The 19262-nt window shown below is 73.7% G+C and carries 17 protein-coding genes; 2 read left to right on the forward strand and 15 right to left on the reverse strand.

Features of this window, described 5'->3' with window-relative positions:
- Positions 1–44 precede the first annotated feature (44 nt).
- A complete protein-coding gene (locus HII36_RS14700; protein ID WP_173523722.1) occupies positions 45–863 on the reverse strand; it encodes a hypothetical protein in 819 nt (272 codons plus the stop codon).
- 72 nt (positions 864–935) lie between these two features.
- On the opposite strand from HII36_RS14700, the gene HII36_RS14705 reads away from it, so the two are divergent.
- A complete protein-coding gene (locus tag HII36_RS14705) occupies positions 936–1943 on the forward strand; it encodes an aldose epimerase family protein (protein ID WP_217369530.1) in 1008 nt (335 codons plus the stop codon).
- A gap of 12 nt (positions 1944–1955) precedes the next feature.
- Here the strand turns inward: HII36_RS14705 and HII36_RS14710 are convergent, their stop codons facing one another.
- The 12 genes from HII36_RS14710 to HII36_RS14765 all read right to left on the reverse strand — a co-directional run bounded on the left by HII36_RS14710 (position 1956) and on the right by HII36_RS14765 (position 15690).
- The gene (locus tag HII36_RS14710) at positions 1956–3341 is read right to left on the reverse strand and encodes an aldehyde dehydrogenase family protein (RefSeq protein ID WP_217369531.1); all 1386 of its coding nucleotides are present in this window, start codon (positions 3339–3341) and stop codon (positions 1956–1958) included.
- A 54-nt stretch (positions 3342–3395) separates the two neighbouring features.
- Complete coding sequence (locus HII36_RS14715) at positions 3396–4661, reverse strand: MFS transporter (RefSeq protein ID WP_173523723.1); 1266 nt, start codon at positions 4659–4661, stop codon at positions 3396–3398.
- On the reverse strand, positions 4658–5959 hold the full coding sequence (locus HII36_RS14720; protein WP_173523724.1) for an ATP-grasp domain-containing protein: 1302 nt from the start codon (positions 5957–5959) through the stop codon (positions 4658–4660). The genes HII36_RS14715 and HII36_RS14720 overlap by 4 nt, the downstream gene beginning before the upstream one ends.
- The gene (locus tag HII36_RS14725; RefSeq protein WP_173523725.1) at positions 5956–6219 is read right to left on the reverse strand and encodes an acyl carrier protein; all 264 of its coding nucleotides are present in this window, start codon (positions 6217–6219) and stop codon (positions 5956–5958) included. The genes HII36_RS14720 and HII36_RS14725 overlap by 4 nt, the downstream gene beginning before the upstream one ends.
- Positions 6134–7459 (reverse strand): serine hydrolase domain-containing protein, encoded by a 1326-nt coding sequence (locus tag HII36_RS14730; protein WP_173523726.1) that lies wholly within the window; start codon positions 7457–7459, stop codon positions 6134–6136. The genes HII36_RS14725 and HII36_RS14730 overlap by 86 nt, the downstream gene beginning before the upstream one ends.
- The gene (locus HII36_RS14735; protein WP_173523727.1) at positions 7456–9060 is read right to left on the reverse strand and encodes an amino acid adenylation domain-containing protein; all 1605 of its coding nucleotides are present in this window, start codon (positions 9058–9060) and stop codon (positions 7456–7458) included. Before HII36_RS14735 ends, HII36_RS14730 begins: the two co-directional genes overlap by 4 nt.
- On the reverse strand, positions 9057–10205 hold the full coding sequence (locus HII36_RS14740) for an acyl-CoA dehydrogenase family protein (protein ID WP_173523728.1): 1149 nt from the start codon (positions 10203–10205) through the stop codon (positions 9057–9059). The genes HII36_RS14735 and HII36_RS14740 overlap by 4 nt, the downstream gene beginning before the upstream one ends.
- Positions 10206–10220: 15 nt before the next feature.
- Positions 10221–11087 (reverse strand): phytanoyl-CoA dioxygenase family protein, encoded by an 867-nt coding sequence (locus tag HII36_RS14745; RefSeq protein ID WP_217369532.1) that lies wholly within the window; start codon positions 11085–11087, stop codon positions 10221–10223.
- 39 nt (positions 11088–11126) lie between these two features.
- Positions 11127–12737 (reverse strand): class I adenylate-forming enzyme family protein, encoded by a 1611-nt coding sequence (locus HII36_RS14750; protein ID WP_173523729.1) that lies wholly within the window; start codon positions 12735–12737, stop codon positions 11127–11129.
- Complete coding sequence (locus tag HII36_RS14755) at positions 12734–13528, reverse strand: BtpA/SgcQ family protein (protein ID WP_173523730.1); 795 nt, start codon at positions 13526–13528, stop codon at positions 12734–12736. The genes HII36_RS14750 and HII36_RS14755 overlap by 4 nt, the downstream gene beginning before the upstream one ends.
- Positions 13525–15084: a pyridoxal phosphate-dependent aminotransferase gene (locus tag HII36_RS14760; RefSeq protein ID WP_217369533.1), complete on the reverse strand. Its 1560-nt coding sequence runs from the start codon at positions 15082–15084 to the stop codon at positions 13525–13527. The genes HII36_RS14755 and HII36_RS14760 overlap by 4 nt, the downstream gene beginning before the upstream one ends.
- Before the next feature lie 165 nt (positions 15085–15249).
- Positions 15250–15690 carry a cupin domain-containing protein gene (locus tag HII36_RS14765; protein WP_173523731.1) on the reverse strand — a complete coding sequence of 147 codons (441 nt, stop codon included), beginning with the start codon at positions 15688–15690 and terminating at the stop codon, positions 15250–15252.
- A 143-nt stretch (positions 15691–15833) separates the two neighbouring features.
- Here HII36_RS14765 and HII36_RS14770 point away from each other — a divergent pair, with 143 nt between their 5' ends.
- Positions 15834–16907, forward strand: coding sequence for an acyl-CoA/acyl-ACP dehydrogenase (locus tag HII36_RS14770; RefSeq protein WP_173523732.1), 1074 nt, complete (start codon positions 15834–15836; stop codon positions 16905–16907).
- Positions 16908–16992: 85 nt separating this feature from the next.
- Here HII36_RS14770 and HII36_RS14775 read toward each other — a convergent pair whose 3' ends face one another.
- The gene (locus tag HII36_RS14775) at positions 16993–18096 is read right to left on the reverse strand and encodes an SIS domain-containing protein (protein ID WP_173523733.1); all 1104 of its coding nucleotides are present in this window, start codon (positions 18094–18096) and stop codon (positions 16993–16995) included.
- A 130-nt stretch (positions 18097–18226) separates the two neighbouring features.
- Positions 18227–19180: a ParB/RepB/Spo0J family partition protein gene (locus tag HII36_RS14780; protein WP_173523734.1), complete on the reverse strand. Its 954-nt coding sequence runs from the start codon at positions 19178–19180 to the stop codon at positions 18227–18229.
- Positions 19181–19262: the final 82 nt, after the last annotated feature.

The following is a 19262-nucleotide window of genomic DNA, read 5'->3' on the forward strand; positions in this document are numbered from 1 at the left end:
CCTGGTCATTCCGGGGTATGGCAGCGGACCACGACCGGCGTCGTTCACACAAGAAATATCGGCGGCCGTACGAGAAACGCCGTGATCGCGGCGGCGACACCGTCATCGGCGAGCAGGCGGGTCCTGGACACGTCCGTCTCGACCCGCTCCCCCCAGCCGGCCGTCTCGTCCAGGGCGAAGCCGCTGGACGTGATCGTGAGGGTGTGCGGCAGCCCCAGGGGACGCTCACCGGTGAGCGCCGCGACCGTGAGGTAGGCGAGATACCGCTCGAAGAGCCGCGCCAGGTCCGTCATGAGGTCCTGGCTCACCTGGAGCCGCCGCGCGACGGCGGACGCGTGGGCGTGGTAGCTCCGGCTCAGCCGCCGCGCCAGCACCGCAGGACCGATCGGCCCACCGGGCCTTCCGGCCTGGTCCACCTCGTCCGGTGGGGCGGGCCCGTCCGGTGGGGCGGGCCCCTCTGGTGAGGCGGGCAACGACGCCAGCGCCGTGCGGTACGCCTCCAGCATCACGTCGGCGGTGGCGAACGCCGGATCGACCAGCACCAGCCTCGTCCCGCCCGCGCCCGCCAGGGACTCGGCGAGACGGCCGGCGATCGAGGCGCCCGCGCAGTTGGCCAGCACCCCGGCGACCTCGACACCCCCGGCCGCCAGGTCGTCACGCCACCCGGCGAGCACGCGGGCCGCCTCCGCCTCGTCCTCAGGCACCCGCTCCGGCGGGCGCGCGGCCAGCACCGTCCACTCCGGCGGCAGGAGCCTGGCCAGCATGCGGAACCCGGCCGCCGCCCGCCCGCCCTCGAAGTCGAGCGTCAGCACGACGGGACCGTCCGGCCCACCGGTCCTGAGCCGGTGCCACCTTGTGAGCATCGCGCTCCCCCTCACCGCGTTCCGACTGCGGAAAATCCGCAGTCGCACTCCTCTGCTCTACGATCTGCGCCGGTGGACATTCGTCATGAGATCGCCGGTCTGACCACCATGGGCCCGGCCCCGGGAACACCGGTCGACGCCTACACGCTCTCCACGGCAGGCTCCATGGCCGTCACCGTGTGGAGCTACGGCGCGACACTCGTCGAGGTCCTGGTCGAGAACAACATGGGTGATCCCGTCAACGTGGTCAAGCGGCTGCCCGGCCTCGCCGCCTACGAGGACCGGGCGCTGAACGCCTACCTCGGCTGCACGATGGGCCGGTTCTGCCGCTGCGTCCGCGAGGGGCGGCTCGTCCTCGACGGGACCGAGCACGCGCTGGACCGCAACGAGGGGCGTCATCACGTGCACGGCGGCCCGGACGGCTTCGACCGCAGGGTGTGGGAGTCGCGGGTCGAGGAGGCGCCGGACGCGGCGTCGGTGGTGTTCCGGCTCGTCAGCCCGGACGGCGACCAGGGATATCCGGGCCAGGTCACCGTGGAGGCCGCGTACCGGCTGCACGAGTCGGGGCGGCTGACGTTCGACTTCACCGCCACCACCACGGCGCCCACCATCGTCGGCCTCACCAACCACGCGTTCTGGAACCTGGCCGGCGCGGGCACGATCGACGATCACCTGCTGGCCGTCAACGCCACGCGGGTCATGCGGTTCGACGACGAGCTGATCCCCCTCGGCGGGGCGCTCGACCCGGTCGCGGGCGGCCCGCTCGACTTCCGCGCGCCGCGGCGGATCGGCTCCGCCAAGGTGGACAACTACCTGGTGCTGGACGGCGATCCCGGCTGGGCGGCGGAGCTGCGCGACCCGCGAAGCGGCCGCAGGATGCGCGTCACCACCGACCAGCCGGGCTTCGGCGTCTATTCCGGTGACGGGCTCGCCGAGCCGCGCACCGGCCTCTGCCTGGCGGCGAGCGCCTGGCCGGACGCCCCCAACCTGCCCGGGGCGCCGTCCGTGCGCCTGGACCCCGGGACGACCTACACCCATCGCACGGTGCACGAGTTCCCGCCGCCCGACGGGATCACCTGACGGGCGCGCCGCTCACTCGTAGCGCATGGTGATCGTCTTGGGGCGCTGGTACTCGGTGAGCGCGAGCACGCTCAGGTCGGTCCCGTGGCCGGAGCCGCGGCGGCCGCCGTGCGGAAGTTCGGCGGTCTGTTCGAGGTGGCAGTTGATCCAGACCTCCCCTGCGTCGAGGCGCGTGGCCACGGCCATCGCCTGCCCGGCCGGGCCGCCCCACACGCTGGCGGCCAGCGCGTGCTCGCCGCCGTTGGCCAGGCGTACGGCGTCGGGTACGTCGGCCGCGGCCTGGACCGTCAGCACCGGCCCGAACACCTCCTCGGCCACCGCCGGATCGTCCTCATGGAGATCGGCCAGGATCCGCCCGGCCCGCCAGAACCCGCCGGCCTCCCCGTCGGTCACGTCGATCCCGGCGACGTGCCGGAACCCGGCGGCGCTGCCGTCCATGAGGCGGTCGAACCTGGCGAGCTGGCCGGGGTTGTTCAGCGGCCCGAAGTCGGCTCCCGCGCGCCGGGCCGACATCGCATCGGCCAGGCGCTCCACGGTCGCGTCGTGGTTCGCCGCCAGCGTGATCACCCGGGCGGGCGCCGCACAGCTCTGGCCGGCGTTGTAGAGGCAGGCCGCGACGATGGCGTCGTAGCTGTGGTCGGGCGCGTCGGGCAGCACCACGACCGGGCAGTTGCCGCCGAGCTCCAGACTGACCCGGCGCAGCCCGGCCCTGGCCAGCACGTCCAGGCCGCCCTCCCGGCCGCCGGTGAAGGCGATGGCGTCGACGTCGCTCCCGGTCAGCAGCCGGCCGGTCGCCCGGTCCCCCGGCAGGGCCGTCAGCACGCCTGGGCCCAGCGCCTCGGCCGCGTGCGCGGCCAGCAGGATGGCGCTGTCGGGCGTGGTCTCGGCGGGTTTGAGCACCACGGTGTTGCCGGCCGCCAGCGCGGGCCCGACGCGCCAGGCCGCCATGAGGAGCGGATAGTTCCACGGGACGATCGCCGCGACGACGCCCATCGGCTCCCACCGGACCCAGCTCTCCCGTCCGGGGAGGCGCTGCCCGCTCGCCGGGGTGAGGTCCGCGCGGGCGGCCCCGGCGTAGAAGCGCAGCACGTCGACGCCGGCGGCGATCTCCGACCTGGCCTCGTGCCGCGGTTTGCCGGTGCCCGCCGCCTCGGCGAGCGCGTAGTCCTCGATCGTCGACTCCACGAGAGCGGCCAGGTCGAGGAGCCGGCGCGCGCGGGCGGCCGGGGTCAGGCCCGCCCACCCGGGCAGGGCCCGCCGGGCGGCGGCCACGGCGGCGGTGACCGCGCGCTCGTCACCGCGTGGCGCCTCACCGCGCACGGCTCCGGTGCGCGGATCGACCAGCTGGCTCACATTCGACACGGACGGCGTGGACGGCACGGTCGGCATGATCGGCATGGCCCGGGAGCCTAACCACGATCACCGGCGGCGGTCACGGCGTGCGGACGGCGCTCACGACGATTCGCATGCCGGCTCCCTGTCGCCGGCCGGCGGCGGGGCGGCGAGCGCGCGTACGGCCCAGACGCTCGGCAGCGTCAGCCCCGCCAGCCTGGTGAGCACCAGCGTGCCCGCCGCCACCGCCAGGACGGCCGGCACCCCCGCGTGCGCGCCGAGGGTGCCCGCCAGGGCGTAGCCGATGGGGCGCAGCGCGAACGAGCCCATCCAGTCGTACGACGAGACCCGGGCCAGGACGTGGGGTGAGAGCTGCTGCTGCAGCGCGGTGAACCACAGCGAGTCGGGCAGCGTCACAGCCAGGCCGCCGGCGACGGCCGCCGCGAGCAGCACCGGTAACGGCGCGTCCAGGACGAACGCCACGAACAGCGGCACCGCCAGCAGTTCGACCAGCCTGGCAGTCACGATCGGCCGGCGAGGCGTCAGCCGCAGCGCCGCGAGGTCGCCGGCCGCCTGCCCGACGCCGAGGCCCGCCACGACGGCGCTCCAGGTCAGGACCCCCTGGTCGCTCCCCGCCAGCGTCGCGGGCCCGAGCACGAACAGGACCGCGCCGCAGAGGTGGGTGAACATGAACGCCACGATGCTCGACCAGACCCAGGCCCGCCCGGCCACCTCGCGGAACCCCTCGGCCAGTTGCCCGGCGAACGAGGAGCGTTCCGTGGCGGGCGGCGGGGGGCCCACGCGCAGCCGTCTCAGGCACATCGCCGCCACCGCGAACGTCACGCCGTCGAGGAGCAGCGCCCAGCCCGCGCTCGACGCGACCACGAGCAGCCCGGCCAGCAGCGGGCCCAGGCTCGCGGACAGGCTGGTGGTGAGCGACAGCAGCGCGTTGGCCTTCTGCAGCAGTTCCTTCGGCACCGTCTGGGCGGTCAGCGCCCCGGTGGACGGCAGGAAGAAGGCCATGGCGGTGCCGTAGAGGATCTGCAGCGGGACGGCCGCCTCCGCGCTGAACGTGCCGGTGATGAGCATGACGGCGAGCGCGGCCTGCGTCACGGCGCAGATCAGGTTGCTGGCCGTCATCACCTTGTGACGCGGCAGCCGGTCGGCCCACACGCCGCCGACGAGCAGCATCACCACCGTGGGGACGCTGCTCGCCGCCAGCACCACGCCCAGGACCGCCGGGGACCCGGTCGCGTCGAGGACGCCCAGCGACAGCGCGACCGGGCTGAGCGTGCTGCCGAGCATCGAGATCGCCTGGGCGGTGAACTGCCGGCGGAAGGCGGGGATCCGCAGGGGCGCGAGAGAGTCGCGTGCGGCCGTCTTCATGGGCGCTCCTGGCTCGCTGGGCAGACGCGTGCCATCCAGGGGTCGCGGGTCAGCCCGTCGGCCTCGAAGAGCCGGGCCACCCCGATGAACACCTCGCGGAGGTGGCGGTCGAAGGCCCGCTGGTCCTCGGCGTAGACGGTGAGGTTGGCCAGCCGGTGCCCGTTGGCCGAGCGTGGTTCGCCGTGCCTGGCGACCTCGTCCACGCCGACGACGCCCGGCAGCCGCCGGAGGTCGGAGCGGCGGACGTCGGCGCGGACCGGCCCGTCACGCTGGGGGAACGGCATGAAGAGGCCGGCCGCGTGCCCGGTGGCGGGCGCGGCGTCCGGGGGCGGGCCCGCTCCGGTGGCGGCGGCGAGGGCGCAGCGCACCAGGTCGGGCCCGCCGGTGAGCCGGAGCAGGCGGTTGAGGTGGCCGCCGACCCGGCCGTTCACCTCGATGATCTCCACGTCGTCGCCGGTGATCCACAGCTCCGTGTGCGTCACCCGCCGGCGTACGCCGAGCGCGTCGAGTGCCGCGTCCACCCGGCGCAGCGCCTTCTCGCGCAGGCCGGCGCCGAGGCGGGAAGGGGTCAGGTCGCCCGTCGTGGCGATGGAGTCGCCGCCCTCCGGCCCGGCCCGGCGGACCACGGAGACCGGCGTCTTGTCGAACATCGCGACGTGGTCGCGCCCGCCGTCGTGGCTGACGGTCTCCACCGACGTGAAGCCGCTCAGCCATGGCAGTCCTGCCGGGTGGGCGGTGGCGGTGACCCGGGTCTCCACCAGCAGGCCCGTCCACCGCCGCCGCTCGGCGAGCTGGTGTGCGACGTCCCTGGCGTCGTCCACGAAGGCGATGCCGTCGCCGCTCGCCCCCCGGCGCGGCTTCAGCACGCAGGGACCCGCCAGCTCCGCGCAGGCGGCGGCGAAGTCGCGCCGAGAGTCCACCGGCAGCGCGGTCACGCCCGAGATCCCGGCCTTGGCGAAGACCCGCCGCTGGACCAGCTTGTCCCACGCGGACGGAAGCCCGGGGCCGGCGGGCAGGCCGAGCCGGGCCGCGAGCCGGTCGCAGTGGTCCAGCTCGGCGTCGTGGAAGGTCACCAGGCCGTCCAGGGGCGGCACATCGGTCTCGTCGTCGTCCGGTCCGAGCACGCGTACGTCGAAGAGACGCCCGGCCGCCGCGGCCAGGCCGGGGTGCTCGGCCGCGACCTCGGCCCGGAACAGCAGCACCACATCGCAGAGGCCGCGGGCGGCGGTGTGGAGGTCGTGCAGCCCCGCCGCCCCGTGCGGCGCGTGCAGCACGCCGACGCGCGGGCGCGCCGTCATGCGCACTTGGCCGCCATGAAGGCGGTGATGGCGTCGATCGAGCCGAAGTTCTCCGGCAGCAGCTCGTCGTCGCGCACCTCGACGGCGAAGCCGTTCTCCAGGAAGGTGACGAGGCTGTAGATGCCCAGGGAGTCGAGCACGCCGTCCAGCAGCGGATGGTCTCCCGGGATGCCGTCATCCGCCATGCCCAGGCCGGGCCCGCTCAGCAGGTACGCCCGCACCCTGGTCTCGATCTCCGCCCTCGTGGTGGTGCCCGTCATTTCGCTCCTCACCTGGTCCTCCCAGCTCGTCCGCCGCGGACTGCGGCCGCAGGTCGATGGTTCGCACGCGGCCCGGCCGCACCGCGGCCACCGGCGCGGGCCCGTGCCGCGCCAGGCCGAGGTGGGTGTAGACCGCGTCGCTGATGGCCCGCCAGATCCGTTTGCCGACCACCCGGCCGGGCAGCCCGTTGCCGTTGAACGACACCACCAGCTCGTGCGCCGGATCGGCGAAGGCCATCGGCGACCCGTGCCCCTGGTGACCGAAGGCGCCGGGCGAGGTGTGCGAGCCGAAGTAGGCGTACGCCTCACCGTGCCGCCGGCTTTCGAGCGTGAGGCCGAGCCCGAAGTCGATCAGCGGGGCCTCCTCGAAGTAGCTCGGCCGCTGGGGCCGGATCATCTCCGCCACGGTCCCGGCGCTCACCACGTCGCCGTCGTGGCCGCAGGCCCTGCGGAGCAGCAGCTCGTAGAAGCGGCCGACGCCGCGGGCGCTTGCCCACAGTCCGGCGCCGGGGTCGACCGAGCGGTGGAACGTCCCGCCGGCGAGGACGCGCTGGATCGCCTCTCCCTCGGCCGCGTCGGCGCCGTGCACGTAGTGGGCCGACCTCGGGGTGCGATAGGTGGTGACCCGGTTGCCGAGCGCTTCGAGCGCCTGGCGGGTGAAGCCGTAGTGGCTCTCGACGCCCAGCGGCGCGCAGATCTCCTCGGCCACGTAGGTGTCGAAGGGGCGCCCCGTGACGCGTTTGACCACCTCGGCCAGGAGGATCCAGCTCAGCGTGGACGACGCGTACGACGACTGGCGTCCAGGCCGGTCCTGCGGGTGCAGGCGCGCGCCGAGCACGACGCGCAGGGCGCGCTCGTAGTCCACGCGGAACGCCGAGGTCACGCCGTCCGGATCGGCGACGACCAGGCGGCCTCCCGTATGCGTCAGCAGGTGGCGGCACGAGATCTCCCGCGCCCGCCCGGTCCCGAACTCGGGCACGTATCCGCGTACGGGGGCGTCGAGGTCGAGCAGGCCCGACTGCCACAGCCGGCAGACGGCGGCGGCCAGGAACGGCTTGCCGCCGCTGAACCACACGAGCAGGTCGTCGGCGTCGATCGGCGAGCCGTCGTCGCGGACGCCCGCGGCGAGGTCGCAGACGGTCTCACCCGCGACGGAGACGTAGAGCTGCGCGCCGAGATGACGGGCGGGGCCCAGCGCGCCGGCGACGGCTTCGGTGATCGTGCCGGTCAGGGTGGTCACCGGGCCTCCTTCACGGCCGGCTCCCGCTCCGGGCGCTCGGCCAGGGCCCGGCGGTCGATCTTGCCGGTGGTGGTCTTCGGCAGGCTCGGCACGATGGTGAACGTCACGGGGATCATGTGCTTGGGGAGCCGGTAGGCGCAGAAGCCCGTCAGCCCGGACAGCTCCAGGCCGCCCCGGGCCACCACGTACGCCCGCAGCACGTTGGTGACCAGCTCGTCGGGGACTGCCACCACGGCGCACTCCACGACGTCGTCGTACTGGTCGATGACCTTCTCGACCTCGCCCAGCTCGATGCGGTAGCCGCGGCTCTTGACCTGGCGGTCCCTGCGCCCGAGGAACCGGTACAGGCCGTCGCCGCGCCGGACCGCGAGATCGCCGGTGCGGTACACCGGGTGCGGCGGCCCCGGCAGGGCCGGATGCGGCACCAGCGCGGCGGCGGTGCGTTCGGCGTCGCCCCAGTAGCCCCGCATCACGGTCGGTCCGCGGACCACCAGCTCGCCCACCTCCCCGGCGGGGGTCTCGGCCCCGTCGCCGGTCACGGTGAACACCTCGACGCCGTCGATCGCGCGCCCGATGGGGAGCTCGTCCATCGGCCGGCCGCCGTCACCGGTCAGCGGGGGCACCTCGTACCAGAGGCAGACGTTCGTCTCTGTCGGGCCGTACAGGTTGCAGAAGCGCGCGTGCGGCAGCAGCGTCATCAGCCGCCGGAGCTGCTTGATCGGGAAGACCTCCCCGGCGAAGAGCACGAGCCGCAGCCCGGGAAGGTCACCCACGCTCAGGCCGCCCCGGACGGTGAGCATGGTCAGGGCGGAGGGCACCGAGTACCAGACGCTGATCTCCCGGTCGGCGATCAGCCGTGCCAGCAGCGCCGGAAAGGCGGCGGTGCGGGCGGGCACCAGGACCACGGCCGCGCCCGCGCGGGCCGCCGCGAAGACGTCGAAAATCGACAGGTCGAAGTGCAGCGGCGCGTGGCTGGACAGCCGGTCGGCGGCGCGCACGCCGAACGCCCGCACCGCCCACTCCACGAACGCCAGGCCGTTGAGGTGCGACAGCATCACGCCCTTGGGCGCGGCGGTCGATCCTGAGGTGTAGAGGATGTACGCCAGGTCGGAGCGGGTGGAACGCTCGGGCAGCGGCCCGGTGGCCTGGGCGCGGACGATGTCCGCCGCGATGGTCGTCAGGCCCTCGACCGGGGGCGGCGTGGGCGCGTCGACGACGACCAGCGTGGTGAGCGGCGCGCCGAGGCGCTTCAGCTCGGGCCACCGCGCGGCCAGCCGCGCCTGCGTCACCAGGCAGGTGATCGCGCAGTCGGCGAGGATGGCGGCGAGCCGGACCGGCGGGCCGTCCGGGTCGAGGGGCACGTAGGCGCACCCCGCCTTCAGCACGCCGTAGAGCCCGACGAACGACTCGATCGACTTGTCGAGATACAGGCCGATCCGGTCGCCGGGTGTCACGTCCGCCATGAGCAGGGTGCGCGCGAGCTGGTTGGCCCGCTCGTCCAGCTCCTGGTACGTGATCACGCGGTCGCCGTCGACGACCGCGACGGCGTCGGGCGCCCGGCGCGCGGACGCCTCCAGCAGGTGGTGCAAGAGCGCGGTCATAGTCCGAGACTCCTGGCGACGATGTTGCGTTGGATGTCCGAGGTTCCCGAGTAGAGGCGGGCGGCGAGTGCGTCACGGACCTGGCGTTCCAGCCCTTCCTCGGTGAGGTAGCCGCCGGCGCCGTGGAGCTGCAGCGCGTCCATGCTCGTCTGGACCAGCGCCTCGCTGAGATGCAGCTTCACCAGCGCCGAGGCGCCGGGCAGCCGCCGGGTGCCGGTGAGCGACCAGGCCAGGTGATAGAGCATGAGCCGGCTGGTCTCCAGCCTCAGCTTCATCTCCACCACCTTGTGCGACACCGCCTGGAAGCGCCCGATCGGCTTGGCGAAGCGCTCGTGGCCGCCCGCGTACGAGACGCAGCGCTCCAGCAGGTGACGCATGGTTCCCACGGCGCTGGCCAGGATGCAGGAGCGTTCCCACTCCATGGCGACGGTGAAGACGGACATCCCCGCGCCCACCGGCCCGAGCCGCGCGTGGCCGGGCACCCAGCAGTCCGTCAGGGTGAGCGCGCCCATGGGGGCGGTGCGCAGGCCCATCTTCGGCACGGGCGGCCCGGTGACCAGTCCCGGCGTCTCGCGGTCCACCAGGAAGGCCGAGAACGAGCCGGGGCCGTCGGCCTGGCCGGTGCGGGCGATGACGACCAGGACGTCGGCGACGGGCGCGTTCGTGACGTACACCTTGTCGCCGTTGAGCAGGTACCCGCCGTCGCGGGGCAGCGCGGTGGTGCGGAGGTTGTACGCGTCCGAGCCGGAGCCGGCCTCCGTCATCGCCAGCCCGCCGACCAGCGAGCCGTCGCACAGGCCGGGCAGGTAACGCTTCTTCTGCTCGTCGGTGCCGAAGGCCAGCAGCGGCGTGACGCAGCCCCACAGGTGGGCGTTGAGCGCGAAGAGCAGGCCGTTGTCGCGGCAGGCGTACCCCAGCTCCTCCAGGGTCGCGACGATGGTGAGCCGGTCGTGGCCGCCGCCCCCGTACTCGGGGGTGACGGGCAGTCCGGGGATGCCGAAGCCCGCGCACCGCCGCCAGCCCTCCCGCCAGAAGACGCCCTCGGCGTCACGCTCGGCCAGGTCGTCGGCGACCAGGCTCTCCGTGGCGAAGCCGCGCACCGAGGCGAGATAGTCCCGCTGCGCGGCCGACCATCCGAAGTCCATCCCGGGCCTGCCCCCTCACCCGTGCCGCTGGGGCGTGTAGCCGCGGGCGAGCACCTCGGCGCCGACGAGCCGGTCGTAGGAGCCGTAGCCGGGGACCGTCTCACCGGGCCAGACGTTGAAGGGCATGATGAAGGTCGCCGCCTCGCACCGGGCCCGCGCCGGGAAGGAGCCGCGGACCTGGCGGCCGGTGTCGCGGAAGACGACGCCGCCCAGCTGCACCGCGTCCGCCGCCCGGTACTGGAAGATGAGCCCGCGTCTCGGCCGGCCGCTCGGGTTCGGGGCGGAGGAGTGCAGCGCGAGGCAGTGGTGGATGCTGATGCCCCCGGCGGGCACCTCCACCGGCACGACGCGGCTCTCGTCCGCCCACATCTCCGGCGTCTGGCAGCTCGCCAGGAACGTTCCCGCGCCGTCGGTGTGGTCGAGCAGGCCGGCCTTGTGACTGCCCCGGACGATCCGCATGCAGCCGTTGTCGACGGTGGTGTCGTCCAGGTAGAGGAACGCCGCGACCAGGGCGGTGTTGCTGTGCGGCAGGAACGCGAGGTCCTGGTGCCAGCGCACGCCGCCCTTGCCCGCCTCGCTCGGGGTCGCGGCCAGCTTGGAGTGGTGGAGCTGGATGTGCTCGCCGATGATCGACTCCACCGCGTCCAGCACGCCGGGGTGGGTGGCGAAGTCCCACAGCACCGGCTCTGAGCAGGCGATGTCGTAGTCGTGCACGGTACGCTCGGTGCCGCCCTGGTCGTGGCGGCTCTTCCGCACGGCCGGGCTCTCCGCCACCTCCCGCAGCGTGTTCACCTCGTCGCGGCTCAGCACGCCGGGCACGACGACGAAGCCGTCCTCGTCGAAGCGCGCCCGCTGCTCCGCGGACAGCCTGTGTGATGTCACGGATCTCTCCTTTCCTCTCGGCACTTCTCGCCGCCCGGCCTATTCGGCCGGCCCGGACAGCAGGCTCCGCAGCCGCGGCCGCAGGATCTTTCCCGTCGGGGTGCGCGGGATGGCGTCCAGCACCTCGAAGCGCCGCGGCACCACCGCCTCCGCGAACGCGGTCAGCAGGTGCGCGCGCAGGCCGGCGCGCAGGTCCGGCCATTCGCCGCGGTCCAGCACGACCGCCGCGACGATCTCGTCGCCGACGAAGCGCCGCGGCACGCACGCGCACGCGGCGTCCCGCACTCCGGGCGCCGCCCGCAGCGCCCGCTCCATCTCCTCCAGCGACACCGTCTCGCCGCCGACCTTGGCGATGTTCTTGGTACGGCCGGTGATGTGGAAGAACCGGTAGCCGGTGTCGGCGTCCACCTGCTCGAACCCGAGGTCCTGCGAATGGAACCAGCCCCCGCGGAACGCCTCCGCGGTGGCCTCGGGGTTGCCGGCGTAACCGTTCATGACGTTGTGCCCGCGCATGCAGAGCTCGCCCGTCTCGCCGGGCTCGGCCCGGCTGCCGTCCTCGCGCAGCACCGCGACCTCGTTGCCCGGGATGGCCACCCCGATCGAGGGGATGTCGGCGTTCAGGAGAAACCGGTCGTAGGCGGTCTCCGAGAGGTCGCGGGGCATGGTGGTGGAGAAGTTGGTGGTCTCGGTCAGGCCGTACCCCTGCAGGACGCGCGCGCCCAGCCTGTCCCGCACGTCTCGCGCGGTGCCCGCGGCCAGGGGCGCCGCGGCCGACACGAAGTACTCGAAGCCGGGCGGCGGGGGCGGGCCGTGCCACACCCGTACGAGGCCGTCGAGCAGGCTGGGCACGACGCCGGCGATGCGGGGCCGGTGGCGGCGCAGCAGGTCCGGATAGGCGAAGGGGTCGAAGGCGCGTGCCTGGACGAGGTGCGCGCCGGCCACGAGGGCGCCGAGCACGGTCAGGTGCAGCCCGTTCACGTGGTGGACGGGCAGGCAACCGAGGATCCGGTCGCCCGGCCGCAGGCCATGGTGCAGGCCCACGCCCACCGCGTTGACGATGGCGTTGTAGTGCGACTGCGCCACGAGTTTGGCCGAGGCCGTGGAGCCGGAGGTGCCGAAGTACAGCGCGTCGGCGGCCGGGTCCTCAGGAGCGCGCGGCGCGGGAAGCGGCGTCTCCGGCAGGCGCGACGGCACGGGCAGCACGATCGCCTCGGGCAGCACGGACGAGGAGGCCGCCGCCGCGCGCAGCACGGTCCGGGCCCCGATCGCGGTGATCTGCTCGCGCAGCCGGGCCGGCGGGTCGGCCGGGTTCAGCAGCAACACCGGGCAGCGAAGGCGCAGCAGGGCGAGGACGGCCAGGATCGAGCGCGGCTCGTTGAGCGGCAGCAAGGCCAGCGTGTCGCCGGGCGAGACGCCCACGTCGCGGCACAGCCATCCGGCGACGCGCGCGGACAGCTCGTCGGCCTCGGCGTACGTCAGCGTGCTCTCCTCGCCGTCCGGCCCGATCGAGGTGAGGAAGGGCGCCCCGCCACGGGTCCGCGCGTGCCCGGTCAGGCGGGAGATCACCGAGCCGGGCACGGCCCAGGGCGGGCCGTAGGGCATGTCCCGGTAGGTGTGGGCCAGGCCCAGGTCCGTTCGCCGCGTGGTCATCCCAGCTCGCCTCGCACTTTCGTCACGTACGTCCGGACCCGTTCCTCGTCGATTCCGCTCCCCCAGCCCGCGCGTTCCCAGCAGGTGCCGACGAAGGCGCCGTCGGCCGCGGCGAGCAGGCGTACGGCGTTGTCGTGGTCGGTGTGGCCCGCCAGGATGACGGGCAGCTCCGGGGCCGCGGCCCGCACCTGCGCGATCTTGGCGAGGGCCGTCTCCACGTCCGGATGGCAGAGGGTCACCGCGTCCGCGCCGGCCGTCTCCGCGTGCCGGGCCACCTGTCCGGTCGGCAGGTCGGAGCCGTGCCACCGGAAGTGCATGGAGTCGATGTCCGCGATCACCTTGACGTCCCACGCGTCGATCTGGCGCCGGTACGCCATGACCTTCTGCGGGTCGGCCCGCACCAGGCCCTGCGGGCTCATCGTGGCGCCCACCAGCGCGCCGAGCCGGACGAACGATCCCCCGGCCACCTTCGCCACGGCCAGCGACGCGCGGGCCGCGTTGCGCATGATCTGCACCCCGACGGGGAAGTCGTCCCCGGCGGCCCGCCGGATCTCGGCGACGACCATCCCCATCGCGGTCGACCGGGCGGGGTCGCACTCGTCGGCCACACCGTAGACCCGGTCTACGGTCTGCACCAGGCAGCCGTCGGCGCCGCCGGCGCGCAGCGCGAGCGCCGACCGCACCCCCGTGCCGATCGCCTCCCGCAAGGAGCCCGGCGTGGCGAACGGGGTGCCGGGCAGCGGCGGCAGATGGATCATGCCGAGCAGCAGCTTGCCGCCGGTGAGCCTCATCGCGCGGCCCCCACCCTCGGCGCCGTCATCGGGCCGGACGCGCGCCTCGCGAGGTAGGCGTGGATGCGGTCGAGCGCCAGCGACTGGTCCCGCCAGTTGCGCGAGGTGGTCACCCGGCCCACGCCGCCGGAGAAGCAGAAGGTGAGCAGCCCGGGGAAGACCGAGACCCCGGTCTCTCTGAGCAGGTCGCGGAAGCACAGGTAGGAGTCGTCCCAGCCGCCGAACTCGGCGACCGCGTTGATCGAGTAGCGGGGCAGGTGGGTCACCGCCCCGGCGTCGGCCAGCCGGGAGACCGTCGCCGCGCGCAGGATGTCCAGCGACTGCTCACGCTCGGCGCGGTCACGCCGGTAGGACTGGTACGCGGCGTCGAGCGCGCCGGCCCGGAGCCCGTAGTGGGGCTCGAAGCAGCCCAGCTCCGCCGCGCCGGCCTCCTCCACGCCGGTGATCAGCCAGTGCTCCATCCGGGCCAGGACCTCGACCACGGTGTAGAAGAACGACGGCGGCCCGCCGAACGTCGTGGACGCGTGCTCGTAGTAGTCGTCGATGAAGGCCGCGTCGGCGGTGATCCAGCCCACCTTCAGTCCGGGGGCCGACCAGGTCTTCGACAGGCTGGACACCCGGATGACGTTGGGGGCGGCCCGCCGCGCGCTCGCCGTCCGGGAGGGCCCGAGCCATTCGTGGCACTCGTCCAGGACGATCATGGTCGTCGGGGCCGCCGCCGCGATCAGCCGCGCCAGTTCCTCCTCCCGGACCATCGCGCCCGTCGGGTTCCCGGCCGTCTGCAGGAGCACCAGCGGGGTCGAGGGGGTCAGCGCGGCGATGAGCGGCTCCAGTGAGGTCGTCCCGTCGACGGAAGGCAGCGGGACCAGCGTGACCGCGCCCCGCCGGGCGACGGTCTCGACCAGCGGCGGGTAGTTGGGGATGGCGCACAGCGCGGGCTCGCGCGGGTCGCCGCCGTCGAGGATGAAGTCGGCCAGGGTGCTCACCGCGAAGGTCGCTCCGATGGTGAGCGCGATCCGGCTCGCGCCGTAGGGCTCGCCCTCGATCCGCGCGTTCTCGTACGCGGCCACGGCCTGGCGTGCCGAGGCCCGGCCACGGGAGTCGGAGTAGCCGTACCAGTCCTGGTCGAGGGCGAAGCGGATGCACTCCTTGAGCGACTCGGGCAGCCCCCAGTGCCGCTCCTCGACCGCTCCGCTGGACATGACCAGGTTGTCCGGCGAGGCGAACTCACCGTAGAGATCGTCCCGGAAGTAGGCGTTGAACAGCTCCTTCACGAACCGTACGGTCGCCCGCGACCGCAGCACCTCCTCGGGCGTGACCTCTCGCGCCCTGCGTGCCGACCGCCACCGCTCCGCCAGCCACGGCCGGGTACCGGCCGCGCCCAGCTCGTGCTCGACTCTGCCGAGCCACAGGTCACGCAGCTCCATGGGGTCGTCGGGACGGCGGGCGCGGCGGAACACCTCCAGGGTCCGATCGTCGACGGCGGGTGAGAACGACCGGCTCTCCGTTTCCCGCGTCCGAGCCCGCCAGGACTCCGCCACGGCGTCTTCCGGCACCGTGATAGAGCGACGCGCGGGCAGCCGGGAAAAGAGCTGCACTTCATCTCCAATCGTCGACGCGAGATGCGAGGCGGGCCCATTTACGGGCGTGGCGCGGGAATTCACCGGACTTCCGGAATTCTTCGCTCGAAATGCGTTCGTCAAGAGGCCGATGGGCCGGGACTAATCGACCGGGGCCGGGGGTTGATCGACGAACTCCATCCGATGCTGGGAGTCGATGGGCATGTGCGGCACGCCGAACGCCAGGATCTCGAACGCGTCCCCGGCCTTCGGGTCCGTCTTCACGCCGTGCGCGAACCTGGCGGGCACGTACACGCTGTCGCCCCGCGCCATCTCGTAGTCCACGCCGTCGACGTGGATGAAGCCGTGGGCGCGGAGCACGTAGAGTATGTGCGCGCCGGGATGGGTGTGCAGCGCGAATTCGGCGCCCGGCTGCATGATGATGCGGTCCACGCCCAGCTCGACCCCCGGCTCCAGCAGTTCGGCGACCCCGGCGACGCCGGCGATTCCCGGCAGGACCGATCCGTCCGAGCCGAGGAGCTTCACCTCGGCTCCGGTGAACAAATTCCGGATGTGCTGGGTCGCCTCGAATTCGCGGCTCAAGAATCGGCCCCCCGTGCTCGCTTTGCCCTTCTTCGGTGCCTCAAAGGATTACCGCAGGAATGGCCGCGGCGTCGATACGCGTTCGCGGCGGCGTGCCACTCGATTTGTTTGACTCCGCCCGCCGATCGCAGGACCGTGCGGCCATGGTTCTTGAAGCGATGAGTGTCGTGGCCGCCAACGCGGGCGAGAGTCACGACCCCGAAGTCATGACCCGGTCGTTGCGGGCGATGGTCGGCGCCGGCGCCTTCGGTGCGTGGCTGCCCCGCGAGGCCCGGCCGCCGGGCGCGGTCGAGATCGATGGGTTCGTCACGATCGAGCGGTACGCCGAGTGCGACCTGGCCGCCGCCTTCGTCCTCAGCCAGCACCCGATGTTCGTGGAGACCGCCCTGCGGAGCGGCAGTGACGCGCTGCTCGCCGATGTCGCGCCGCTCGTCCGGGGTGCGGGGATCTCCGCGGTCGGGTTCAGCGACATGCGGCGCGGGCGGTCGCCCGAGGTCCTGGCCCGCGCCGGCGAGATCGTCCTGACCGGCTCGGTCAGCCGCGTCAGCGGCACTCCCTGGGCGTCGTGGCTGCTCGTCGGTGCCATCGACCGGAGCCGGGGCGCCGACGAGGTGATCTTCGCGTTCATCGAGCTGGACGACGCCGCCCGGGGGCGGATCTCGTACGGGCCGAGGGAGGACGCGGCCGGGCTGACCGCCAGCGACACCCGCACGGTCACGCTGGACGGCGTACGCGTGCCGCTCTCCCACGTCACCGGCCGCCGGCCGCTGCTGGAGTGGCTGGCCGACGACCACAGGCGCATCGTGAACGTCAAACCCTTCCACTACGGCTACGGCCGACGGCTGCTGTCGCTGATCGAGGGGTTCGGCGACGCGGGCACGGCGCGGCGGCTGCGGCTGCGCCTGGATCGCAACCGGGCGGAGGCGCTGGAGCTGCAGGCCGCCTCCGGTCCACGCCGCAGCCGCGAGCGCCTGGTGCTGCGGCTGCGGGGGTACGCCGTCCTGCGCGAGATCGCCGGCGCGTACGCGCGCGCCCACGTCGCCGCCGAGGGCGTCCCCTCCCCCGACCTGGTCACCCGGACGGTCCGCATCCTGGAGTTCCCGGCCACCAACCGCTACATCCAGCGCCAGGCCGAACTCTTCTTCGCCGACCCCGGCCAGCCCGCCGCCGAGATGCCCGCGTTCAACCCCGCCGAAATGCTCGCCGCCCTCACCTGACGACCTTCGCTTCGCTCAGCCCGGCCCGGCCCGCCGGGGCAACGGAGTGCCGGGGACGGCCGCGGCTCGCGACTGCGGAGATTCCTCAGTCGGACGACGGGATGGCGGAACGGCGGAAGGCGGTGAGTGAGCCGGGGAAGCCGGGCGGGTCGCCGTCGAAGGCACGCCGGCCCAGGTGCCGCGCGACCTGGGCGGCCAGGGAGGCGGCGAAGACGTGGTAGAGCAGCGGCGAAAGCTCCTCACGCGTGTCCGTCGCCACGGGGACGACGTGCCGCGACCCGATCCCGCCCGCCGGGCCGGTGACAGCGACCACCCGCCGCCCCAGTTCGCCCGCGGCCGCCGCGACGGCGCGCGTCTGCTCGAACGAGCGGCCCGGCGCGGCGAGCACCACGACCGGCGTACCGGAGGGCCGGAACCTGCGCTCGACGTGCCACCACTCCTCGGGGTCCTGGGCCACCGCCATCGTGCCCGCGGTCTCGACGAGTTTGGCCGCCACGAACTGGGCCGTCCCGTGGTTGGGCCCGCCGCCCGTCACCAGGACGGTCCCCCATTCGGCGATCACCTCCGCGATGTCCCCGGTGGCCGCCCGTGCCGTCGCGGCGGTGGCGGCCACGTGCTCGGGAAGGGCTTCCAGCTCGGCGACGACCCCGTCGAGCCCCGCGGGTCCCAGCTCAGCGGCGAGCAGCAGCATGGCCAGCAGCGTCGCCTGATAGGTCCGGACGCCAGGAGATCTCTCCAGCCCCGGCAGCGGCAGCGCCACGTGGTGCCGGGCGGCCTCCGCCACCGGGCCGCCGGCGTCACCGGTCAGCGCGACGGTGCGGGCGCCCGCGCGCCGCGCCGCGTCGATGGCCTCGGCGACGACCGGGGTGCGGCCCGAGGCGGACGCGCCCACCACGACGGGCCGCCCCCGGCGGAAGGCCGGGGATGCCACGTCGTAGTCGAGGAACCGCCGCGCGCTGACCGCCTCGCAGGCGACCTCACCCATGCTGTGGTAGCTCATCCGTGCGGCGTTGGCCGCATGGTGTGAGTCGCCGCAGCCGACGAGGTAGACCGGGCCGTGCGGCGTCGAACGCAGGTGCTCCGCGACGGCGCGCACCCGCTCGCCGACGATCGGGATGAGCGTGCGCAGATCGTCGGCGAGCCGGTCGGCCTGCCGGAAGAGCACGTCAGGGTCGATCGATGCCGCCATCGCGGCCACCTCCGAGATCGGGATAGACGGGCGCCACCGTCGTGGCCACCTCCGCGACCGGGGTCGGTGGGCGCCGCCACCATGGCCACCTCAGTGATCCGGGTCGAGACGACGAAGACGCGGTGGGCTGTCAGCCCGCGTCCGAGAGCATAAGTTCCTCGATCTGCCGCGCGAGATCGTTCCAGTCGCCGGCGAAGCGCCGCGCCAGCCGCACCACCGCCGGCAGGCAGTGCGGCGGGATCGCCGCGACGGTGTCCTGCCAGGCCGGCTCGTCGATGATCGGATGCCCGTGCAGCCAGCGCAGCAGCGTGCGCCCGGCGTCGGTGTAGCGCAGGGACGGATCCCGCATGAGGTGGGAGAGGGTCCTGCCCGGGTCGGGGTCCACGTCGTTCGCGCCGCCCTGCCCCGCGCGCGGCGGGCGCGCGGCCAGGGTCTCGATCGTGCCGCCCGACTTCAGGTGACGGCGGATGACACTCACCGTCGAGGTCGACAGCCCGGTGAGCGCGGCGATCTCCCGTAGGGGCGCGCCGGGCCGCTCGGCCATCAGCCGCGCGGCGAGGCGGCGGTGCTCGGTGCCGTCGACCGCCCGGACCCGCCCGTCCCGTCCGACCCGCGCGGTCGGCTGTGGCAGGTCGCCGAGCCTTCCCCGCAGCATTCCGACCGTCTTGCCGGACAGTCCGACCAGTGCCGCGATGGCGCGGTCGGACTTGTCCGGGCAGATTCTGAGCAGCCGCTCGGCCCCCGCCTTCCGGTCCCGCAGCGTGAGGGGCAGCCCGTGGGCGATGTTGGCGGTGAACGACCGTACGTATGCCTCGGTGTCGTCCTCGTCGAGCACCACCGCCATGATGTACGAGTCCCCGCGCAACCGGGCGGCGCAGACGCGGTGCATGCCGTCGATCACCTGCATCGAGCGCTGCACCAGGATCGGCGGCAGCGGCGTCGGCGACTCGGCCAGCACCAGCACATGATCTTCGTTGACCCCGCCCAGCCGGGGATAGTGCGGCGCCGGCACCAGCGAGTCCAGCGCGAGCGGTACGGTGCCGCCCGCCCGGATGCCGCCGGCTGCCGGGCGCTCATCCGTCATCGTGAGCACTTGCCCTCCACTTCGTTCGGCGTCGTCGGTGGTCGCATCGTTCGCCGGTCCCCGTGGCACCCCGTCAACGGGG

The sequence above is a fragment of the Nonomuraea antri genome (genome assembly GCF_013283785.1).
GTDB lineage: Bacteria > Actinomycetota > Actinomycetes > Streptosporangiales > Streptosporangiaceae > Nonomuraea > Nonomuraea antri.

What these genes read in the sequence shown, in the direction of transcription:
- HII36_RS14700 (WP_173523722.1), bottom strand. Translation starts at nt 863, where the DNA reads ATGCTCACAAGGTGGCACCGGCTCAGGACCGGTGGGCCGGACGGTCCC.
- HII36_RS14710 (WP_217369531.1), bottom strand. Translation starts at nt 3,341, where the DNA reads ATGCCGATCATGCCGACCGTGCCGTCCACGCCGTCCGTGTCGAATGTG.
- HII36_RS14715 (WP_173523723.1), bottom strand. Translation starts at nt 4,661, where the DNA reads ATGAAGACGGCCGCACGCGACTCTCTCGCGCCCCTGCGGATCCCCGCC.
- HII36_RS14720 (WP_173523724.1), bottom strand. Translation starts at nt 5,959, where the DNA reads ATGACGGCGCGCCCGCGCGTCGGCGTGCTGCACGCGCCGCACGGGGCG.
- HII36_RS14725 (WP_173523725.1), bottom strand. Translation starts at nt 6,219, where the DNA reads ATGACGGGCACCACCACGAGGGCGGAGATCGAGACCAGGGTGCGGGCG.
- HII36_RS14735 (WP_173523727.1), bottom strand. Translation starts at nt 9,060, where the DNA reads ATGACCGCGCTCTTGCACCACCTGCTGGAGGCGTCCGCGCGCCGGGCG.
- HII36_RS14740 (WP_173523728.1), bottom strand. Translation starts at nt 10,205, where the DNA reads ATGGACTTCGGATGGTCGGCCGCGCAGCGGGACTATCTCGCCTCGGTG.
- HII36_RS14750 (WP_173523729.1), bottom strand. Translation starts at nt 12,737, where the DNA reads ATGACCACGCGGCGAACGGACCTGGGCCTGGCCCACACCTACCGGGAC.
- HII36_RS14755 (WP_173523730.1), bottom strand. Translation starts at nt 13,528, where the DNA reads ATGAGGCTCACCGGCGGCAAGCTGCTGCTCGGCATGATCCATCTGCCG.
- HII36_RS14770 (WP_173523732.1), top strand. Translation starts at nt 15,834, where the DNA reads ATGGTTCTTGAAGCGATGAGTGTCGTGGCCGCCAACGCGGGCGAGAGT.
- HII36_RS14775 (WP_173523733.1), bottom strand. Translation starts at nt 18,096, where the DNA reads ATGGCGGCATCGATCGACCCTGACGTGCTCTTCCGGCAGGCCGACCGG.
- HII36_RS14780 (WP_173523734.1), bottom strand. Translation starts at nt 19,180, where the DNA reads ATGACGGATGAGCGCCCGGCAGCCGGCGGCATCCGGGCGGGCGGCACC.